Origin of the sequence: Bacillus sp. EU55 (assembly GCF_038005925.1) — a bacterium.
GTDB lineage: Bacteria > Bacillota > Bacilli > Bacillales > Bacillaceae > Bacillus > Bacillus velezensis.
Genome location: NZ_JBBOUE010000001.1, coordinates 1,775,848 through 1,796,148, shown reverse-complemented (window position 1 = coordinate 1,796,148; position 20,301 = coordinate 1,775,848). Strand labels below are relative to the sequence as shown.

Here is a 20,301-nt window from a genome sequence, read left to right as displayed (position 1 = left end):
CCGTCTGTTGTCTTTCTCAAAATAAAGAAGCCGGGTCTCCCAGGCTCCTTGTTAGGTTTTCATTTAAGATTGTTGTTGTTCCTGTTCTTTTTCTTTCTCTTCGCGCAGCACTGCTTTACGCGACAGATTCACTCGTCCCTGTTTGTCAATTTCGGTTACCTTCACAAGGATTTCGTCACCGATTTTCACAACATCCTCAACCTTGCCGACCCGTTCGAGCGCTAGTTCAGAGATGTGAACGAGACCGTCTTTTCCGCTGAAGATTTCAACGAAAGCGCCGAATTTCTCAATCCGTTTGACTTTACCGAGGTAAAGCTGGCCGACTTCGACTTCTCTGACAAGATCTTCGATGATTTTTTTCGCTTTTTGGTTGCTGCTTTCATCAGTAGAAGAAATAAAGATAGTGCCGTCTTGTTCAATGTCAATTTTAACACCGGTATCTTCAATGATTTTGTTGATTTGTTTACCGCTCGGTCCGATAACGTCACGGATTTTATCCGGATTAATGTTCATCGTTAAAATTTTCGGCGCATATTGAGAAAGTTCTTTTCTTGATTCACCAAGCGTGCTGAGCATGCTGTTCAAGATTTCCATTCTTCCTTTTTTCGCCTGCTGAAGCGCTTCTTCAAGAATTTCTCTTGAAAGGCCTTCAATTTTAATGTCCATTTGCAGCGCTGTCACGCCTTTTTCCGTGCCGGCTACTTTAAAGTCCATGTCACCGAGGGCGTCTTCCATCCCTTGAATATCCGTTAATACCGTATAGTACTCGCCTGATTTCACAAGTCCCATCGCAATACCTGCAACAGGGGCTTTAATCGGAACACCTGCGTCCATCATGGCAAGCGTACTTGCGCAAATGCTGGCCTGTGAAGTGGAACCGTTTGATTCAAGCACTTCGGATACGAGGCGGACCGTATACGGGAAGTCTTTTTCATTCGGGATGACCGGCTCAAGCGCACGCTCTCCAAGAGCGCCGTGACCGATCTCACGGCGTCCCGGTCCGCGCATCGGGCCTGTCTCCCCTACGCTGAACTGCGGGAAGTTATAATGATGCATAAAGCGTTTTGATTCTTCCACGCCTAAACCGTCAAGAATCTGAACGTCCCCAAGGGCGCCTAATGTACAAACGCTGAGCGCCTGCGTCTGTCCTCTCGTAAACAGCCCGGAGCCATGCGTTCTCGGCAGAAGGCCGACTTCTGAAGAAAGCGGGCGGATTTGATCAACGCCGCGGCCGTCCGGACGGACTTTTTCTTCTGTGATCAAACGGCGCACTTCGTTTTTCACGAGTTTAGACAGTGTCTGTTTCACTTTTTTAATCGTATCTTCATCATGCTCTTCTTCTTCGAATTTCGCGACAACTGCATTTTTCACTTCATTGATCGCGTCTTCGCGAGCATGTTTTTCGTGAACCTGAATGGCGCTGAGAAGATCCGGCTCCGCAAGGCTCTTCACTTTTCCGCTGAGCTCTTCGTCAATTTCATACAGTTCGATTTCTGTTTTCTCTTTGCCGACTGCTGCGACGATTTCTTCTTGGAATGCGATCAGGCGCTTAATTTCTTCGTGACCGAACATAATCGCCTCAAGCATGATTTCTTCAGGAACTTCATCCGCTCCGGCTTCCACCATGTTGATGGCGTCTTTTGTGCCTGCAACGATGAGGTTGATATCACTTTTTTCAAGCTGGTCAACCGTCGGATTGATAACGAATTTCCCGTCAATGCGGCCTACCGTCACACCCGCGATCGGGCCTTCAAACGGGATATCGGAAACGCAAAGAGCGAGTGATGAACCGAACATTGCAGCCATTTCAGATGAGCAGTCCTGATCAACACTCATGACAATGCTGATGACTTGTACTTCGTTACGGAATCCGTCTGCGAAAAGCGGGCGGATCGGACGGTCGATCAGACGGCTGGCTAAAACGGCCTTTTCACTTGGACGGCCTTCTCTTTTAATAAAACCGCCCGGAATTTTACCTACTGCGTATAATCTTTCTTCATAGTTAACGGTAAGCGGGAAAAAATCTAGCGGTTTCGGTTCTTTTGATGCGGTTGCTGTGCTGAGCACTGCGGTATCGCCGTAGCGGACCATGACAGCGCCGTTTGCCTGTTTGGCAAGCTGGCCGGCTTCTACTGTAAGCTGTCTGCCGGCCCAATCTATGGTAAAGACATGTTTCTCTTGTCCCATTCGATTACGAGCTCCTCTCTTAATGTGTGAAATAATCAATTACTCCTATTATGAACGAAATGAATTGAACATATCAATGTCAAAGTAGTATGTAAAAGGATTTCATTGTTTTTTTATCATTATTTTTTCGCTTTAATACGATAAAAAAGCGGGAATCCTCCCGCTTTTTACGATTATCGACGTAAGCCTAGTTTGTTAATTAACTCACGGTAACGAGTTACGTCTTTATTACGCAGATACGTAAGAAGATTACGACGTTTACCTACCATTTTAAGAAGACCGCGACGTGAGTGGTGATCTTTCTTGTGAGTACGCAAATGCTCGTTCAAGTTGTTAATTGAGTCTGTTAGGATAGCGATCTGAACTTCTGGAGATCCAGTATCAGATTCGTGTGTTTTGAACTCACTGATGAGTTGATTTTTACGCTCTTGAGTAATTGCCATCCTGTTTCACCTCCATATCATAATTAGCCCCAGTTACCTAGCAACCGTCGGTGACTTCGGATTGCCAAGCAATGGTTTTAAGACTACGAAACATATGATACTAAAAATCGCGCCCATATGCAAATCTTTTAGAAGAAAATTTGTGTACTTTTGATGTTTTTTCCGTTATTTGCTGAAAAAACGGATCGCTTCTTGTTTGTCTTTCCCGATCTGAGCCGTCAGTTCATCGATGCCGTTAAACTTCCGTTCGCTTCGGATTCGTTTGTACCACTCGATTTTAACGTCTTCTCCGTATACATCCTGCTGAAAATTAAACAAATGAACTTCAATTGACGGCTGATCGGGACGCTTTTCATAAAAGGTCGGTTTGTAGCCGATGTTGCAGACGCCTTCATACACCTCGCCTTTTATTTCGGCTTTCACTGCATACACGCCTGTCGGCGGCACGATATAACTGTTGTGCAGGCCGACATTCGCGGTCGGAAAACCGATGGTGCGGCCTCTTTTATCTCCGTGAATCACAGTGCCCCGGATAAAATACGGCTGGCCGAGAAGAGTGTGCGCAAGTTCAACGTCACCATCCTGCAGCGCTGACCGGATATAAGTGGAGCTGATCTTTCTGTCCTGCTCGGTCTGTTTCTCGACAGTCGTGCATCCGGCCTTGCCGTTTAAATCGTCCGGCAGCGTCTCCATCGTACCTTTTCCGTATTTTCCGTACGTAAAATCGAAGCCTCCCACAGCGTGCCGCGCGTTTAACCCTAAAATATACTCCTCGGCAAACTGTTTTGGAGAAAGAGACGCAAACGCTTCATCAAACTTTACGACATACAGCACATCAGCGCCTAAACGTCCGATCTGGCTGATTTTATCTTCAAGCGGCGTAATCAGATCCTTTGGCTCTTTGTCCCTGCCCAACACATGGGAAGGGTGAGGATGAAACGTCATAACGGCCAGCGACAGGCCTTTTTCTTCGGCAATTTGTCTGGCTGTTCCGATTACTTTCCGGTGTCCCAAATGAACGCCGTCAAAGTAGCCGAGCGCCATGACAGACGCCGGCTGCTCTTCTTTTTGTAAATGATGCGGATGAGAAATATGTATCGTCTTCACAGAACGGTCACCTTTTTTCTTATTGTTCGCTTTTTTGCATGAGCACTTTAGCCGGTTTCAGCAGTCCTTTTTTTGAAGGATGCGGCATATAAATGGCCACACATTCTCCGTCTTCAGTACAGACCGCTATACGGGCGTCAGCTGTCATTGCAGAAAATTCCGCCGGGATGTCAAACACTGACCCGTTTTCAGCTTTCTTAGCTAATGTATCACTTATGACCCATTTCGGCAAATGATTGAGCGCTCTATCGATCGGCACGGCATGCTCTGCAACCGTTCCGTCTGAAACCTGCTGTTCAAGTTCCTCAAACGTGAAACACTCATCAAGGCTGAAATCGCCGGAAGCGGTGCGGATGAGATGCGACATATGCGCGGGATAGCCGAGTTTTTCACCGATTGTCACCGCCAATGTTCTGACGTAAGTGCCCTTTGAGCACGTGACTGTAAAGCGGAATGATGCTGTGTCTTCGTTATAAGTGACAGGGGAAGTGAGCGCGATATCTTCAATCGTGATATTCCGCTTCGGCCGCTCCACTTCAATACCCGCCCTGGCGTATTCATAGAGCTTTTTTCCGTTGACCTTTACAGCGGAATACATCGGCGGCACTTGCTCCTGCGGTCCCTTCAGTTCGTCTAAAACGGCTTTGATATCCGCTTCTTTCAGCGGCTCCTTGACAGGTTTTACGCTGACCGTTTCTCCCGTCTGGTCTTCGGTCGATGTGGAGAAGCCGAGAGTGATCTCAGCATCGTACGTTTTTGACTTGTCGGTGACGTACTCAACGATCTTTGTAGCCCGTCCGACACAGATCGGCAGTACGCCTGACACTTCCGGATCAAGCGTTCCCGTATGCCCGACTTTCTTTGTTTTTAACAGTTTTCTTATTTTCATTACACAGTCGTGAGAAGTCATGCCGACCGGTTTATGTAAAAGGAGAACTCCGTTAACCATCTGTCTTTCGCTCCTTTGTTATCAATTGTATCCCGTAAAACGCAGAAAAGAGGACAGACGACACTCGCCCATCCTCTTTCCTTGTTATTCAGACGGTTTATCTGAATGCAGTTCGTGAATCAATGTTTCAATACGGTTGCCGTACTCAATTGATTCATCAAATTCAAATTCAAGCTCAGGCGTTTTGCGGAGTCTGATTCGGCTGCCGATTTCGGAACGGATAAATCCTTTCGCTTTCTCAAGCCCTTTCAGCGCCTCCTCTTTCTTTTTCTCTCCGCCGAGAACGGAGATATACACCTTCGCTATTTGTAAATCACCTGAAACACGTACGTCTGTTACAGTGAGAAATCCGATTCTCGGGTCTTTCAGCTTTCGGCTGATAATATCCCCGAGCTCTTTTTTCATCTGCTCGCCGACACGGTTTGCTCTCATACTCAATTCAATCACCTCTAAGTTAAAACCACTCTGTTCTAGTGATCGTCCGTTCTATTTCGGGAAAGGAGTCAATAAACGCGAGTACGCGCTGGATCTCCTTTTCCGCCTGAACGTGAGAGGAGGAGACGACGGCGATTCCGAAGCTGGTCCGCTGCCAAGTGTCCTGATAGCCGATTTCTGCAGCCGACACGTTGAACTTATTCTGAACCCTCGTTATAATCCGCTTCAGAACGGCTCGTTTCTCCTTTAATGATCCCGCATCATAAATGATGCATTCACATTCCGCAAATCCGATCACTTTCTTTCGATTTCCTGCATGACATACGCTTCAAGGATGTCGCCTTCGCGAATGTCATTGTATTTCTTAATTGTAATACCACATTCATATCCTTGTGAAACTTCTTTCACATCATCTTTGAAGCGTTTCAAAACGTCTACTTCCCCTTCGAAGATGACCACGCCGTCACGGATCAGGCGGAGTCCGCTGTCACGTGTAATGTGGCCGTCTGTTACATATCCGCCGGCAATCGTGCCGATTTTCGACACTTTGAATGTTTGGCGCACTTCAACCTGGCCGATGACTTTTTCTTCGTATTCAGGATCAAGCATTCCTTTCATCGCCGCTTCAATTTCTTCGATGACTTTGTAAATGATACGGTGAAGACGGATATCTACATTTTCAGCTTCAGCCGTGCTCTTAGCATTTCCGTCTGGGCGCACATTAAACCCGATAACGATTGCATTTGAAGCAGATGCGAGAATGATGTCTGATTCCGTAATCGCACCGACGCCTGTGTGAATGATTTTCACTTTTACGCCTTCTACTTCAATTTTTTGAAGAGCGGCTGTTAACGCTTCGGCTGAACCTTGAACGTCAGCTTTTACGATTAAATTGATGTCTTTGACATCGCCTTGTTTAATTTGTTCAAACAGATCATCGAGGCTCAGCTTCGCTTTGTCGCTGCGCTGTTCTTCCAGTTGCTTGGAAGCGCGTGCTTCACCGACAGAACGGGCTGTTTTTTCGTCTTTAAAGACGAGGAATTGATCGCCAGCCTGCGGTACATCGTTTAAGCCCGTGATTTCTACAGGTGTGGACGGTCCGGCTGTTTTCACGCGGCGGCCGAGATCATTAACCATGGCCCGCACGCGGCCGAATGTATTTCCGACAACGATCGGATCTCCGACATTCAATGTTCCCGTTTGAACGAGAAGTGTCGCGACAGATCCTCTTCCTTTATCGAGCTCAGCTTCAATAACCGTTCCTTTTGCCTGACGGTTCGGATTGGCTTTCAGCTCTTCCACTTCACTGACAAGCAGAATCATTTCGACAAGCTCGTCAATTCCCTTGCCTGTAAGAGCGGACAGAGGAACGAAAATCGTTTCTCCTCCCCATGCTTCAGGAACGAGTCCGTATTCAGTCAGCTCCTGCATGACACGGTCAGGGTTCGCGCTTTCTTTATCCACTTTATTCACGGCAACGATAATCGGAACCTCAGCCGCTTTCGCATGGTTGATGGCTTCGACTGTCTGCGGCATAACGCCGTCATCGGCCGCTACGACTAAAATGGTAATATCAGTTACTTCCGCACCGCGCGCCCGCATTGTTGTAAACGCCGCGTGTCCCGGAGTATCTAAGAACGTGATTTTTTTGCCGTTTTCTTCGATCTGGTAAGCCCCGATATGCTGGGTGATTCCGCCGGCTTCTCCTTCAACAACTTTTGTTTTTCTGATGCTGTCAAGAAGGGTCGTTTTCCCGTGGTCAACGTGGCCCATGATCGTCACGACAGGCGGACGGATTTGAAGATCTTCTTCTTTGTCAGCCTCTTCATATTTTTCAAGCTCAGTTTCTTCAAGCACAATCACTTCTTCTGTTTCTACACCGTATTCAGATGCGATCAGTTCGATTGTGTCTTTGTCAAGCTCCTGGTTAATGGTAGCCATTACGCCCAGAAGCATCAGTTTTTTAATGAGTTCAGACGGCTCTTTGCCCAGTTCCTCGGCTAAAGCTCCGACTGTTAAAGAGCCGGAAAACGTAATTTTCTCAGGAAGCTCTTTTTTCGGCTTCAGCGGTTTTTGCTGATACTGATTTTTGTTGTTATGATTGCGTTTGTTTTTGTTTTTGTTGTTGTTATTCTTCTTGTTTTTGTTAAATTGATTATTCTGCACGTCATTCTTCTTTCCGTCTCGAATTTTGTTTGGTTGATTCCCAGCAGGCTGCTGATTAATCCCTTGCGGCTTGTTTTTGTTCGTTTCCGCAGGCTTCTGAGATGTAACGCCGGCGCCGCCTTTTTTAAATTTCGCATCAAGCTGCTTAATGGTCTTTTCTTCAAGCATTGCCATATGGTTATTTACTACTATATCCATGTTTTTCAGCGCAGTCAAAATTTCCTTGCTTGAAACATTGATGGCTTTTGCATATTCGTAAACTCTCATTTTAGCCATTCGTTCACCCCCAAAAATATTAATCGAGCAAGCTGATCAGCTTATTCGCAAAACCTTGGTCAGTGACGGCGACAACGACACGTGATTCCTTGCCGATAGAGCGGCCGAGATCCGCGCGGCTTTCGACTTTTTTATAAGGCACTTTATAATAATTGCATTTATCGGATACTTTTTTTGCAGTATTCGCAGATGCATCTTCTGTCAGCAGAACAAGTTTTGCACGCGCATTTCTAATTTCTTTTATAACCAAGTCCTCGCCCGACACGACCTTACGAGCTCGATTGGCCAGACCCAGCAAGGGAAACCATTCCATTCCAGACATGTTATTTTTTCACCTTTTCCGCCAGTTCCAGCAATTCTTCGAAAATCTGGTCATCGATTTGTGATTGAAATTGATTTTGCAATGTGTTTTTCTTTTTCGCAGCTAAGATGCATTCTTTCTCAAGGGTGATATAGGCACCCCGCCCGTTCTTCTTTCCGGTCGGATCGACTGAAATCTCTCCTTCTTTAGAACGGACAATTCGGATCAGTTCCTTTTTAGGCTTCATTTCCCCCGTTACCACGCATTTGCGCAGAGGAATTTTTTTTCGCTTATTCACCTAAAGTCACCTCTTATTCATCCGATTCGGCTGTTTCATGCTCCATAAAGAGCGGCTCTAAATCGTCATCTTCTTCATGCTCTCTCGGATAGATGCCAAGGTCTCTTGCATCCGTTTCACTTTTGATATCGATTTTCCAGCCTGTCAGTTTCGCAGCTAAGCGGGCGTTTTGCCCTCTTTTTCCGATTGCCAGAGAAAGCTGGTAATCAGGAACGATGACAGTCGTGGCTTTTTCTTCTTCGCTGACGATGACATCCAGCACTTTAGACGGGCTGAGCGCATTGGCAACAAATTCAACCGGATCATCAGACCAGTTGACGATATCAATTTTTTCGCCTTTCAGTTCATTGACGATCGCCTGCACGCGCTGGCCTTTGGGACCGACGCATGAACCGACCGGATCAACGTCAGGATCATCAGTGCGGACGGAGATTTTAGAGCGGTCGCCCGCTTCTCTGGCAACGGATTTCAGTTCGACCGTTCCGTCATAAATTTCCGGCACTTCGATTTCAAAAAGACGCTTCAACAGACCAGGATGCGTTCTTGATACATAGATCTGCGGCCCTTTTGTCGTTTTTTCGACTTTTGTGATAAATACTTTAATCCGATCGTGCGGTTTATAGCTCTCATTCGGCATTTGTTCATTGACGGGCAGCAGCGCTTCAATCTTGCCGAGAGACACGTAAATAAACTTGCTGTCTAAGCGCTGTACAATTCCCGTCATAATGTCTTCTTCACGATCGATAAATTCTGAGTAAATCACGCCGCGCTCAGCTTCACGGACACGCTGCGTCACCACTTGTTTCGCCGTCTGCGCAGCAATGCGGCCGAAGTCTTTCGGCGTTACTTCTATTTCAACGACATCTCCGACAAGGTAGTTCGGATGGATGTGCTGGGCGTCGTCAAGCGAGATTTCAAGTCTTGAATCGTATACCTCGTCTACGACATCCTTTCTTGCGAACACGCGGATCGTGCCCGTCTCACGGTTCAGATCGACCCGTACGTTTTGCGCCTGGTTAAAATTTCGCTTATACGCGGAAATTAAGGCAGCTTCAATTGCTTCGATGATAATGTCTTTACTGATGCCTTTTTCTTTTTCAAGAATAGTGAGAGCATCTAATAGTTCACTGCTCATGTTAGCGGTCTCCCCCCTTAAACACTAATACTTCATTCATTAAAATGTTACAGCTAATCTTGCGTTAGCTATTTTTTCATACGGAATATTGACCCGTTTCTTTCTTGTTTTGACCGTCATCTCTATTGTAACAGTTTGTCCATCGAATTCAGCCAATTTGCCTTCAAACACTTTTAAACCGTCAATCGGTTCGTACGTTTTCATGTACACATTTTTGCCCAGTGATTTTTCGAAGTCGGCTTTTTTCTTTAATGGACGCTCGGCTCCAGGAGAAGATACTTCAAGAAAGTAGTTCTGGGTGATCGGATCGGCCTCATCCAGCTTTTCGCTTAACGCTTCGCTGACTTTGGCGCACTCCTCAATATCAACACCGTTCTCGGAATCAATAAACACGCGAAGGAACCAGTTTTGACCCTCTTTGACAAATTCAATGTCTACGAGTTCAAGCTGAAGGTCATCCAGTATGGGCTGAGCCATTTCTTGAACGGTATCAGTCACTTTTTTGCTCATGTTTTTCCTCCTTGTGCTGTCGATATCATATCAGCCGTTCCTCTGCATAAAAACCCTGCTTCAAAAGAGCAGGGGCATTGAGAAAACGATGGACATGTCGAGGCAAAATTGCCTGTTCAATACAAAAGAGCGGGTTTCCCCACTCTTTGCCTCGGTAATCGTTAGCATTTCCAATAAAACTATACCATAACCATATATTTAATGCAAATCAAACTCCGCTCGGAGGCTGTGCACAAAGCTTAAAACAGAGACAGCTGATTTTGGTCCGGAAGCGACTCAAGACAGCCGTGACGGTCTAAATACTCTAAAATGGTTTTTGACACTTTTCCTCGTTTTTGAAGATCCTCTTTTGAAAGGAACTCCCCTTCTTTCCGCGCTTTCACAATATTGAGAGCGGCGTTGGTTCCGAGTCCCGGAATTGAGTTGAACGGCGGGATGAGACTGTTGCCGTCAATGATAAATTCCGAAGCGCTCGAACGGTATAGATCGACCTTCTGGAAAGAATAGCCGCGCTCACACATTTCAAGCGCAAGCTCTAACACGGTAAGGAGGTTTTTCTCCTTCGGCGAAGCATCAAGCCCTTTAGAGCTGATATCATCCATCACCGCTCTGATGGCGGTCGAGCCTTTAATCATTGTATCAATGTCAAAGTCATCTGCGCGGACGGTAAAATACGCAGCATAATATAAAAGCGCGTGATGCACTTTAAAGTATGCAATCCGCACCGCCATCAGCACGTATGCGGCGGCGTGGGCTTTCGGGAACATGTATTTGATTTTTTTGCATGAATCAATATACCAGTTCGGCACATTGTTCTTTTTCATTTCTTCTTCCCATTCCGGCGTCAGGCCTTTGCCTTTACGGACGAATTCCATGATTTTAAAGGCCAGTGAAGGCTCAAGGCCCTGATAGATCAAGTAAACCATAATGTCATCACGGCAGCCGATCACTTCGCTAAGTTCACACGTATTGTTGTGTATCAGTTCCTGCGCATTGCCGAGCCATACGTCCGTTCCGTGAGAAAGCCCGGAAATCTGGACAAGCTCGGAGAACGTCGTCGGCTTCGTATCCTCAAGCATCTGCCGCACAAATCGCGTCCCGAATTCAGGAATGCCGAGCGTCCCCGTTTTACAGCCGATCTGCTCTTCAGTGACGCCGAGCGATTCTGTGCCTTGGAAAATCTTCATAACTTCCGGATCATCTGTCGGAATCGTCTTCGGATCAATTCCGCTTAAATCCTGGAGCATCCGGATGACTGTCGGATCATCGTGCCCCAATATATCAAGCTTCAGCAGGTTGTCATGAATGGAGTGGAAGTCAAAATGAGTCGTTTTCCATTCAGACCCCGTCGCATCTGCCGGGAATTGTATCGGTGAAAAATCGTAAATATCCATGTAATCCGGGACAACGATAATCCCCCCCGGGTGCTGGCCGGTCGTTCTCTTAACGCCGGTGCAGCCTTGAACCAGACGGTCGATCTCCGCGCCGCGCATGTGTAGGTTGTGATCGCCCGCATAGCCTTTCACATATCCGTAAGCCGTCTTTTCCGCGACGGTGCCGATCGTTCCCGCGCGATACACGTTATCTTCACCGAACAATACTTTCGTGTAGTTATGGGCATGGGGCTGATACTCACCTGAGAAGTTCAAGTCGATATCGGGTACTTTGTCACCTTTAAAGCCTAAGAACGTTTCAAACGGGATATCATGTCCGTCCTTTTTCAAAGGTGTACCGCAAGACGGGCAGCTTTTATCCGGAAGGTCAAAACCGGAACCGACTGATCCGTCATTAAAGAATTCGGAATATCGGCAGCTCGGGCACACGTAGTGCGGAGCGAGCGGGTTCACTTCAGTGATTTCCGTTAAGGTCGCCACAAGCGATGAACCGACGGACCCCCGGGAGCCGACGAGATAACCGTCATCCAGAGACCGTTTTACAAGCTTATGAGAGATGAGATAAATAACGGCGAACCCATGACCGATGATACTTTTTAATTCTTTTTCTATTCTCGCTTCCACAATTTCGGGAAGCTCTTCACCGTAAATGCTTCTGGCGCGCTGATAGCTCATTTCACGGATTTCTTCATCAGCCCCGTCAATTTTCGGCGTGTACAGATCGTCTTTGATCGGTTTGATCTCATTGATCATCGAAGCGACTTTCTGCGTATTGTCAACCACGATTTCTTTCGCTTTTTCCGCACCGAGGAAGGAGAAAGCCTCCAGCATTTCATCTGTCGTTCTGAAGTGCACTTTAGGCAGTTCGTGTCTGTTTAACGGGTTGGCGCCGCCTTGGGAAGATATTAAGATCTTCCGGTAAATTTTATCCTCATCGTTTAAATAGTGGACATTTCCCGTAGCCACGACCGGCTTATTCAATTTTTCTCCGAGCTTTGTAATGTTGGCGATGATTTCTTTCAGCGCTTTTTCATCCCGGACGAGCTCAAGCTGCAGAAGGTGTCTGTATACTTCCGGCGGCTGCACTTCAAGATAATCATAGAAGGATGCGATATCTTCAACCTCTTCAGGAGATTTTTGCATCATGCCTTCAAAGACCTCACCCCTGTCACAGGCAGAGCCGATTAACAGACCTTCTCTGTATTTATTAAGCTGCGACCTCGGAATGCGCGGCACTCTGTAGAAATATTGAATATGAGAAATGGACACGAGCTTAAACAGATTTTTAAGGCCGGTCTCATTCACGGCAAGCAATGTAGCGTGATAAGGCCTTGATCTCTGATAAGCATTGGATTGTCCCATATTCTCATTCAGCTGATCATGATAAAAAATGTCTTTTTCAGCGGCATCTTTGAGCATTTTCAACAGCAGGTAGCCCGTTGCTTCAGCGTCAAAAACCGCTCGGTGATGCTGGGTTAATTCGATATCAAACTTCTTACATAACGTATTTAAGCGGTGATTTTTAAACTCAGGATACAGGAAACGCGCGAGTTCCAGCGTATCAATGACCGGATTTTTCGCTTTTTCCGTTTTCAAAAGTCGCTTGTACGCCACATTTAAAAATCCCATATCAAAGCTGGCGTTATGAGCCACAAGCACGTCATCGCCGATCCATTCTTTAAAATCCCGGACGACGTCAACGACATCGGGAGCGTCGCGGACCATGTCGTCCGTAATCCCGGTAAGCTCTATCGTCGTTGCTGACAGCGGATGGTGCGGATTGGCGAACGCTTCGAATTTATCGATGATTTCTCCGCCTCTTATTTTGACTGCAGCAAGCTCAATGATGGTGTCATACACTGCGGACAGACCTGTCGTTTCAACGTCAAAGACGACGTATGTGTCTTCTTCCAGGAGACGGTGAGCTGGATTGTATGCGATCGGAACGCCGTCATCTACGATATTGGCTTCCATTCCGTAAATCATTTTAATGCCGTGTTTTTTCGCGGCGGAATAGGCATCCGGGAAAGACTGCACAACGGCATGATCAGTTAACGCAATCGCTTCATGTCCCCATTTTTTCGCCTGTTCGACAAGCTTTCCGATGCCCGTTACAGCATCCATTTGGCTCATCGGAGAATGCAGATGAAGCTCAACCCGTTTTTCGCCTTCAGGAGCGGTGTCTTCACGGGTTTTGGCTTTTATTTCATTCACGTCATTTGCAATCATGACGAGGTCTCTGACGAATGTATCGTTTTGAATGCTTCCCCGCGCCTTCACCCACATGCCTTTTTTCAGCGTTTTCATCAAAGCGGCGTCTTCTTTTTCTCGGGCGAACATTTTTACTAAAATGCTGTTTGTATAGTCCGTGATTTTGAAAATGCAGAGCGTGCGTCCGCTTTTCAGCTCGCGTGTTTCAGCATCAAACACAAACCCCTGCACTGTAATTCTTCTTTCTTCATCCATGATGCTGTCAAGCGTCCGGATTTCTTCGTTCTCTTTAATTTGATAGCCGATGACAAGCGGTCCGGACGGTGCCTGATCCTCATCGCCCTCTTTTTCCTTCTTCTCCATCTCGATAAGCGCCTGCATCGCCCGCTCCTGATCTTCAGCAAGCTTTTGCTCGCGGAATTTCTGGACTTCTTGGTCAGATACGAAAATTTCGGTATCCAGCTGCAGTTCCGGAAAGCCGAATTGGCGATAGCTGTGCTGAATCAGTGCGCTGTATTTATTTTTGAGCGCAGATGCTTCTGTATCTGTTTTTGTTTTCACGATCAGCTTGTTTCCCTTGAGCTTCGGCTTCTGCTGATTCAAAAGAGCCACCATCGGCGGCGAGGTTCCTTCAAGCTCTTCAATACAGCGTGTCCAATAATCCTGTACAAGCTCCTCTGTCACTGTAGGGTCAATGACCTGAACAGACGATGTGACACGTGCGATGTGAGCAAACGATTGTGTTAACCTCATCATGAATGAATCATATATTTGATACGGCAAAAGAGCCTTAAAGCGAAATTGGAAATGCCAGGCTTTTTCTGCTTTATGGATTGTCAGTTTATCAATCTCTCCGTCTTCAAAGTATGTCATGAAGGTATCATCTGTCATATTAAGCTGCTGCAGAAGAATCTGAAACTGTCTTCTGTTTACTGATAACTGTTCCATTCAGACAGTATCCCTCCCTTAAAACATCATAAGTGAAGGTACCTCCGCAGGTGATGAGGTACCTTCTTTTTTCTCTATTTTAACATGATTTTGTATGATTCGTTATGGTGATTACTTCGTCTTGATAAATTCAGAAAGCTCATCCACTGAAACTTCGGCAGATTCACCGGTTTTGCGGATTTTCACTTCTACGATGCCCTCGTCGGCACGTTTTCCGACAGTGATGCGGATCGGAAGGCCGATCAGATCAGAATCAGCAAATTTCACGCCTGCGCGTTCAGCGCGGTCATCGTATAATACCTCATAACCTTCCGCCTGGAATTTGCCGTAAAGCTGTTCAGCAAGCTCTTTTTGCGCTTCGTTTTTCATATTCAGCGCCAAAATATGAAGATCATACGGAGCAACGCTTTTCGGCCAGATCAAGCCTTTTTCGTCGTGATGCTGTTCAGCGATGGCTGAAAGCGTTCTGGACACGCCGATTCCGTAACATCCCATCAGCATCGGCTGCGCACGCCCGTTTTCATCAAGGTATGTCGCATTCATCGCTTCAGAGTAACGCGTGCCGAGTTTAAAGACTTGTCCGACCTCAATCCCTTCAGCGAAACGGATCGTGCCTTTTCCGTCAGGTGACGGATCGCCTTCCTGAATGATTCGAAGATCGGCATATGCTTTTACTGACGCGTCACGTTCGATGTTTACGTTTCGGTAATGACGGTCTTTTTCATTCGCGCCGCTAACAGCGTTTACCATGACTTTCACGGCTTGGTCGGCATAAATCTCAATGTCGCCGGCAGCGCCGATCGGCCCCGCAAATCCCGGCTCCGTGCCAAGTTTCTCCGCTACTTCTTCATGAGACGCAAGCTCAACCACTTCCGCGTTCAGAAGGTTTTTCACTTTCACGTCATTGACCTCATGATCGCCTCTTACTAACACGAGAACAAATCGGTCATCAGCTTTAAACAGCATTGATTTGATGCAGGCGCTCGGCTCGATCTGCAAGAACGAAGCGAGTTCTTCAATGCTTTTGACATTCGGCGTATCAATTTTCTCCAATGCCTCGGGTGTTTCATCTGACGGCTCGCTGTTCATGACAACTTCCGCCATTTCCGTATTGGCTGCGTAAGAGGATCCATCGGAATAAGCGATGGTATCTTCCCCTATTTCAGAAAGAGCCATAAATTCATGCGTATCTTTTCCGCCCATCGCGCCCGAGTCGGCAATAACGGGACGGACGTTTAATTCACAGCGTGCGAAAATGCTGCTGTATGCGCCGTACATGTTTTGGTATGTTTCCTCCAGACTTTCTTCAGAAGCATGGAAAGAATACGCATCTTTCATGATGAATTCGCGTCCGCGCAGTAACCCGAAACGCGGGCGTTTTTCATCTCTGAATTTAGACTGGATCTGGTAAAGAGTGAGCGGCAGACGCTTATAAGATTTCACCTCATCGCGCACGAGAGAAGTAATGACTTCTTCATGTGTCGCGCCTAAAGCAAATTCACGGCCGTGGCGGTCTTTCAGACGCATTAATTCAGGCCCGTACGTATACCACCTGCCTGATTCCTGCCATGTTTCAGCCTGCTGAAGGGCCGGCATCAGCATTTCCACCGCGTTGATTTTTTCCATTTCTTCACGCACGATCTTCTGAATGTTTTGAATGACCCTGTAAGCCAGGGGCATGTAGCTGTAAACCCCGCTCGTATTTTGTCTGATAAATCCCGCTCTCAGCAGAAGCTTATGGCTTTTTGCTTCAGCATCAGCCGGCACTTCTCTCAGGGTCGGAATAAGCGTCAAACTTTGTCTCATGTCTTCGCACCTCTGATTTTTTACTAGTCAATTATAAGAATAAACGCTGGATATCGTTCCATGTGACAACCAGCATAAGAAGCATTAAGAAAGCTACGCCGATAAATACGACAAATGCTTCCTTGTCACGGTTTATCGGCTTGCCGCGGATTGCTTCAATGAATAAAAACAGCAGCCGCCCGCCGTCAAGCGCCGGTATCGGCAGCAGGTTGACGATTCCCAGGTTGATGCTTAAAAACGCCGCAAACCGCAATAAGTTGATGATGCCGGTTTTTGCAACTTGATCCGTCATATCATAAATGCCGACAGGACCCGAAAGCATATCAAGCTTAAACTGGCCTGTCACAATTTTGCCCAGATTGGTCAGAATCGCTTTTGTGACATCAACGGTAGATGTCGCGCCGTAGGCGATCGCTGCAAGCGCGCCTTTTTCAGTCGGCGCATAAGAGCCGAAGCGGCCGATTGTTTTTTTATTTTCATCTTTTACAGCTTCAGGTGTAACCCAGATATGAAACGATTTGCCGTCCCGTTTGACGGCGACATCGATTTTTTTTCCGGGATTTTCTTTTACCGCTGTCACGATGTCGGTCCATGACCTCATTTTTTCACCGTTAATGCTCTGGATATAGTCGCCTTCTTTTAGACCGGCAGCCGCTGCGCGTCCATTGTCTGTCAGCTTCCCGAGCTCAGGCTGATTTGAAGGCACGCCTTGAATGAATCCAAGCATGACGAGAATGACATACGCTAAGATGAAGTTCATTATCGGACCGGCAGCAATCGCCTTAATCCGCTTCCATACGGGTTTAGACCCGAATTGTCGATTGTAAGGCGCAATCTGCACTTCTTCTCCGTCTACGATAAAAAAAGAGGTCTGACTGACAGTAAAGCCCGCCAGTTCATCTTCTTTCCCCTGCTCGTACCCGGTAATCTTCATTTCGTGCTCAAGATCAGCCGTCTCCACCTCGATAATTAAAGCGTCAGGATATTTTTCCTTTTGATTAATGATGACTTTTTCCACTTCGTCATCTTTATTAAAAAGAAGCCCGACGGTATAACCGGGTTTGACTTCGATCATCTCCGGGTCTTCACCGGCCATGCGGACGAACCCGCCGACCGGAAGGAGTCTGATCGTATACACGGTTTCATTCTTTTTAAATGAAAAGATTTTAGGGCCGAAGCCGATCGCAAATTCACGGCAAAGGATTCCCGCTCTTTGGGCGAGCAATAAATGCCCGAGCTCATGGAAAAAAACGAGCGTTCCGAAAATAATAATAAACGCGATAACTGTATTCACGAACATACCACCTTATGTGAGTATTGAATTAACGTATCCACGGGTGTCTTTGTCCACTTCTTGGATATCCGCAAGACTCGGATCCTGAATTACGCTGTGGCGGTCCAATGCTTTTTCAATCAGGTCCTCAATCGATAAGAATGAAATCCGGCCGGCAAGAAAAGCGGCAACGGCTTCTTCGTTGGCCGCATTTAAAACCGTCGGCATTGTTCCCCCTATTTTACCTGATTCAAAGGCAAATTGTAAGCAGCGGAACCTTTCAAAGTCAGCTTTCGCAAAATGAAGGCTTCCGATCTCCCATAATTCAAGCCTTTTTGTTTCAGGCAGAGGCAGCCGGTCCGGATATGTCAGCGCATATTGAATCGGCACCCTCATGTCCGGATTTCCGAGCTGGGCGATGACGCTTCTGTCGTGAAATTCAACCATCGAATGAATGATGCTCTCCTTATGTAATACAACGTCAATCTGTTCATACGGAATGTCAAACAGCCAATGCGCCTCAATAACTTCAAGTCCTTTATTCATCATTGTAGCCGAGTCAATCGTAATTTTTGCGCCCATCGACCAGTTCGGGTGGTTAAGGGCGTCGGCAATCGTTACAGACTCAAGCTCCTGCCGCGTTTTATCTCTGAAACTGCCGCCGGATGCCGTAATGATCAGGCGCTCGATATTTTTGCTCTGTTCGCCTTGCAGCGCCTGAAAAATAGCGGAATGTTCGCTGTCGACCGGAAGAAGAGGAACACCGTATCGTTTTGCGTGTCCTTTCACTATATGCCCGGCAGTGACGAGAGTTTCCTTATTTGCAAGCGCAATTGTTTTTTTCTGTTCAATCGCTTTCAAAGTCGGGATTAAACCGACGCTTCCAAGCAGCGCATTGACGACGATATCCACTTCGTCCATGACTGCCGCTTCAATCAGGCCTTCTTCTCCGATGCCGATTTGACATTCATGAGAAAAAGACGCTTCTTTCACTTTTTGGTATGTATCCATGTCGCCGACTGCTACATATTTCGGCTCAAACGTTCTGATCAACGGGATCGCTTTCTCGGCGTTTTTACCGAAAGTCATCGAGACGAGACGGAACTGATCTTGATGCATGCGCAATACGTCTAACGTCTGCTCCCCTATTGATCCTGTTGCTCCTAAAAGACAAATATTCTTCAAAATGCCACTCCCATTCTATGCGTCCAGACCGGTCTTATTTTCATATTAGCCTTTCTCATGAAAAAAGCGCAAGCAGAAAGTATAAGAACGGCATGACAAACAAAAAGCTGTCAAATCGATCTAAAATGCCGCCGTGCCCGGGAAGGATTTTTCCCGAATCCTTCACATCATAGTGCCGCTTAAGCGCTGATTCAACCAAATCCCCGATCTGTCCGAACACAGACAGAACAAGCGTGATGACCAAAAGAACCGGGTATGAAATCGGAAGGTGCGCAAACAGCTGAAAAACAGCCGTAAAAATAAGGGCGATGACAATACCGCCGAGAAACCCTTCCACTGTTTTGTTAGGACTGATTTCGGGCCACAGCTTCCGCTTCCCGAGCGACTTTCCGACGAAATATGCGCCTGAGTCCGTTGACCATATGACAACGCAGGCATAAAAGATATACAAAAGCCCGTTTGTTTCAATGTTTCTGATTTCAATAAAATAATGAAAACACAGTCCGATATATACCGTCGCGAGAACGATAAACCCGACTTCGTCAAACGTAAAGGTGTTTTTCACGAGCACCGTATAGCTGAGCAGAATCAATACGGCGAAAATCGTTACTTCCATTTTCGCATCGAAAAAATGATACTTGTCCGGCATCATATACAGCCATAACAACAAGAGGCTGATCAGACCCGGAAAAGAAAAAAATCTGAGCTTTTTCATCCGCAAAAGCTCAAAAAGCGCTATACTTCCCATCACGTAAACAAATACGGTGAACGGCAATCCTCCGAAAATAACCAAAAATAAAAATAGTGCCGCTGCCAGAACACCTGTTAACAATCTTTGTTTCATTTCCACCATCCTCTAAATTCCGCCAAACCTCCGGCCCCGCTGCTGAAATTCTCCCACTGCCTGCAGAAAGTGATCTTCTTTAAAATCGGGCCACAGGACATCTGTAAAAACAAATTCACTGTAAGCCACCTGCCAAAGCATAAAGTTGCTCAATCTGATTTCTCCGCTCGTTCTGATGAGCAGCTCCGGGTCCTGGATTGATTCTGTCATTAAATGCCCGGAAAAGAGCGCTTCATCAATGTCTTCGATATTCAGCGTGCCGCTTTTCACCTGTTCAGCCAGTGCTTTTGCCGCATTGACGATTTCCGTGCGTCCGCCGTAGTTCAAAGCGAAATTGAGAATCAGCCCGTCATTTTGTTCTGTATCTTTTACGGCCTTCTCAATCGCCCTGTACGTATGAGAAGGGAGCGCGGATTCATCTCCGATAATTTTCACCTGTACATTTTCCTCTATTAATTCAGGAAGATACGTATTCAGGAACTCTTCCGGAAGCTTCATCAAAAAGTCGACTTCCATCTTCGGGCGCTTCCAGTTCTCCGTTGAAAACGCATAAAGAGTCAGAACTTTAACGCCGAGCTGACTTGCGAGCTTTGTCACCCTTTTTACCACTTTCATTCCTTCATGATGTCCTGCAATCCGAGGGAGTGAGCGCTTCTTCGCCCAGCGTCCGTTTCCGTCCATAATAATGGCAATGTGTGCGGGAATTTCACCCTTCAGTATGTCTTCTTTTGTATACCGTTCTAAGTTGGAAGCCGCATTCTGCTGATTCTTCCAATTTTTGAGTATGTTGAGCATGAGATTCCTCCGTCACCCAAAAAGGTTGCGTTGCTGAT

At 46.6% G+C, this 20,301-nt stretch carries 17 protein-coding genes; all 17 read right to left on the bottom strand.

Annotation, left to right across the window (positions count from 1 at the left end; all coding sequences use genetic code 11):
* Positions 1-63: 63 nt before the first annotated feature.
* The 17 genes from pnp to NYE50_RS09195 all read right to left on the bottom strand — a co-directional run bounded on the left by pnp (position 64) and on the right by NYE50_RS09195 (position 20,263).
* Positions 64-2,187 carry a polyribonucleotide nucleotidyltransferase gene (gene pnp, locus NYE50_RS09275; protein ID WP_159354168.1) on the bottom strand — a complete coding sequence of 708 codons (2,124 nt, stop codon included), beginning with the start codon at positions 2,185-2,187 and terminating at the stop codon, positions 64-66.
* Positions 2,188-2,360: 173 nt separating this feature from the next.
* The gene (rpsO, locus tag NYE50_RS09270; RefSeq protein WP_003154182.1) at positions 2,361-2,630 is read right to left on the bottom strand and encodes a 30S ribosomal protein S15; all 270 of its coding nucleotides are present in this window, start codon (positions 2,628-2,630) and stop codon (positions 2,361-2,363) included.
* Positions 2,631-2,795: 165 nt separating this feature from the next.
* On the bottom strand, positions 2,796-3,737 hold the full coding sequence (gene ribF / locus NYE50_RS09265) for a bifunctional riboflavin kinase/FAD synthetase (protein ID WP_007611467.1): 942 nt from the start codon (positions 3,735-3,737) through the stop codon (positions 2,796-2,798).
* Between the two features lie 19 nt (positions 3,738-3,756).
* Positions 3,757-4,686 carry a tRNA pseudouridine(55) synthase TruB gene (truB, locus tag NYE50_RS09260; RefSeq protein ID WP_012117567.1) on the bottom strand — a complete coding sequence of 310 codons (930 nt, stop codon included), beginning with the start codon at positions 4,684-4,686 and terminating at the stop codon, positions 3,757-3,759.
* An 84-nt stretch (positions 4,687-4,770) separates the two neighbouring features.
* The gene (gene rbfA / locus NYE50_RS09255; RefSeq protein WP_003154185.1) at positions 4,771-5,124 is read right to left on the bottom strand and encodes a 30S ribosome-binding factor RbfA; all 354 of its coding nucleotides are present in this window, start codon (positions 5,122-5,124) and stop codon (positions 4,771-4,773) included.
* Between the two features lie 16 nt (positions 5,125-5,140).
* Entirely contained in the window at positions 5,141-5,419 is a 279-nt protein-coding gene (locus NYE50_RS09250; RefSeq protein ID WP_003154188.1) for a DUF503 domain-containing protein, read from the bottom strand.
* On the bottom strand, positions 5,416-7,563 hold the full coding sequence (gene infB / locus NYE50_RS09245; protein WP_014417788.1) for a translation initiation factor IF-2: 2,148 nt from the start codon (positions 7,561-7,563) through the stop codon (positions 5,416-5,418). Before infB ends, NYE50_RS09250 begins: the two co-directional genes overlap by 4 nt.
* A 19-nt stretch (positions 7,564-7,582) precedes the next feature.
* Positions 7,583-7,885 carry a YlxQ family RNA-binding protein gene (locus NYE50_RS09240; protein ID WP_003154192.1) on the bottom strand — a complete coding sequence of 101 codons (303 nt, stop codon included), beginning with the start codon at positions 7,883-7,885 and terminating at the stop codon, positions 7,583-7,585.
* 1 nt (position 7,886) lies between these two features.
* Positions 7,887-8,162, bottom strand: a complete 276-nt coding sequence (gene rulR, locus NYE50_RS09235; protein ID WP_003154193.1) for a glucose-induced regulator RulR — start codon at positions 8,160-8,162, stop codon at positions 7,887-7,889.
* 13 nt (positions 8,163-8,175) lie between these two features.
* Positions 8,176-9,297, bottom strand: coding sequence for a transcription termination factor NusA (nusA, locus tag NYE50_RS09230; RefSeq protein ID WP_021493679.1), 1,122 nt, complete (start codon positions 9,295-9,297; stop codon positions 8,176-8,178).
* 39 nt (positions 9,298-9,336) lie between these two features.
* A complete protein-coding gene (gene rimP, locus NYE50_RS09225; RefSeq protein WP_007409801.1) occupies positions 9,337-9,807 on the bottom strand; it encodes a ribosome maturation factor RimP in 471 nt (156 codons plus the stop codon).
* A 239-nt stretch (positions 9,808-10,046) separates the two neighbouring features.
* Positions 10,047-14,360 carry a PolC-type DNA polymerase III gene (locus tag NYE50_RS09220; RefSeq protein WP_159354167.1) on the bottom strand — a complete coding sequence of 1,438 codons (4,314 nt, stop codon included), beginning with the start codon at positions 14,358-14,360 and terminating at the stop codon, positions 10,047-10,049.
* A 111-nt stretch (positions 14,361-14,471) separates the two neighbouring features.
* Positions 14,472-16,166: a proline--tRNA ligase gene (gene proS, locus NYE50_RS09215; RefSeq protein ID WP_007611460.1), complete on the bottom strand. Its 1,695-nt coding sequence runs from the start codon at positions 16,164-16,166 to the stop codon at positions 14,472-14,474.
* A 31-nt stretch (positions 16,167-16,197) separates the two neighbouring features.
* Positions 16,198-17,466 carry an RIP metalloprotease RseP gene (rseP, locus tag NYE50_RS09210; RefSeq protein WP_159354166.1) on the bottom strand — a complete coding sequence of 423 codons (1,269 nt, stop codon included), beginning with the start codon at positions 17,464-17,466 and terminating at the stop codon, positions 16,198-16,200.
* Between the two features lie 6 nt (positions 17,467-17,472).
* Positions 17,473-18,624, bottom strand: a complete 1,152-nt coding sequence (gene dxr, locus NYE50_RS09205) for a 1-deoxy-D-xylulose-5-phosphate reductoisomerase (RefSeq protein WP_159354165.1) — start codon at positions 18,622-18,624, stop codon at positions 17,473-17,475.
* A 55-nt stretch (positions 18,625-18,679) separates the two neighbouring features.
* On the bottom strand, positions 18,680-19,477 hold the full coding sequence (locus NYE50_RS09200) for a phosphatidate cytidylyltransferase (RefSeq protein WP_007409796.1): 798 nt from the start codon (positions 19,475-19,477) through the stop codon (positions 18,680-18,682).
* A 3-nt stretch (positions 19,478-19,480) separates the two neighbouring features.
* The gene (locus NYE50_RS09195; protein WP_007611457.1) at positions 19,481-20,263 is read right to left on the bottom strand and encodes an isoprenyl transferase; all 783 of its coding nucleotides are present in this window, start codon (positions 20,261-20,263) and stop codon (positions 19,481-19,483) included.
* Between the last annotated feature and the right edge of the window lie 38 nt (positions 20,264-20,301).

Coding starts and splice junctions, on each gene's coding strand:
- pnp (WP_159354168.1), bottom strand. CDS start 2,187: ATGGGACAAGAGAAACATGTCTTTACCATAGATTGGGCCGGCAGACAG.
- rpsO (WP_003154182.1), bottom strand. CDS start 2,630: ATGGCAATTACTCAAGAGCGTAAAAATCAACTCATCAGTGAGTTCAAA.
- truB (WP_012117567.1), bottom strand. CDS start 4,686: ATGGTTAACGGAGTTCTCCTTTTACATAAACCGGTCGGCATGACTTCT.
- infB (WP_014417788.1), bottom strand. CDS start 7,563: ATGGCTAAAATGAGAGTTTACGAATATGCAAAAGCCATCAATGTTTCA.
- NYE50_RS09240 (WP_003154192.1), bottom strand. CDS start 7,885: ATGTCTGGAATGGAATGGTTTCCCTTGCTGGGTCTGGCCAATCGAGCT.
- nusA (WP_021493679.1), bottom strand. CDS start 9,297: ATGAGCAGTGAACTATTAGATGCTCTCACTATTCTTGAAAAAGAAAAA.
- rimP (WP_007409801.1), bottom strand. CDS start 9,807: ATGAGCAAAAAAGTGACTGATACCGTTCAAGAAATGGCTCAGCCCATA.
- NYE50_RS09220 (WP_159354167.1), bottom strand. CDS start 14,360: ATGGAACAGTTATCAGTAAACAGAAGACAGTTTCAGATTCTTCTGCAG.
- proS (WP_007611460.1), bottom strand. CDS start 16,166: ATGAGACAAAGTTTGACGCTTATTCCGACCCTGAGAGAAGTGCCGGCT.
- rseP (WP_159354166.1), bottom strand. CDS start 17,466: ATGTTCGTGAATACAGTTATCGCGTTTATTATTATTTTCGGAACGCTC.
- NYE50_RS09200 (WP_007409796.1), bottom strand. CDS start 19,477: ATGGTGGAAATGAAACAAAGATTGTTAACAGGTGTTCTGGCAGCGGCA.
- NYE50_RS09195 (WP_007611457.1), bottom strand. CDS start 20,263: ATGCTCAACATACTCAAAAATTGGAAGAATCAGCAGAATGCGGCTTCC.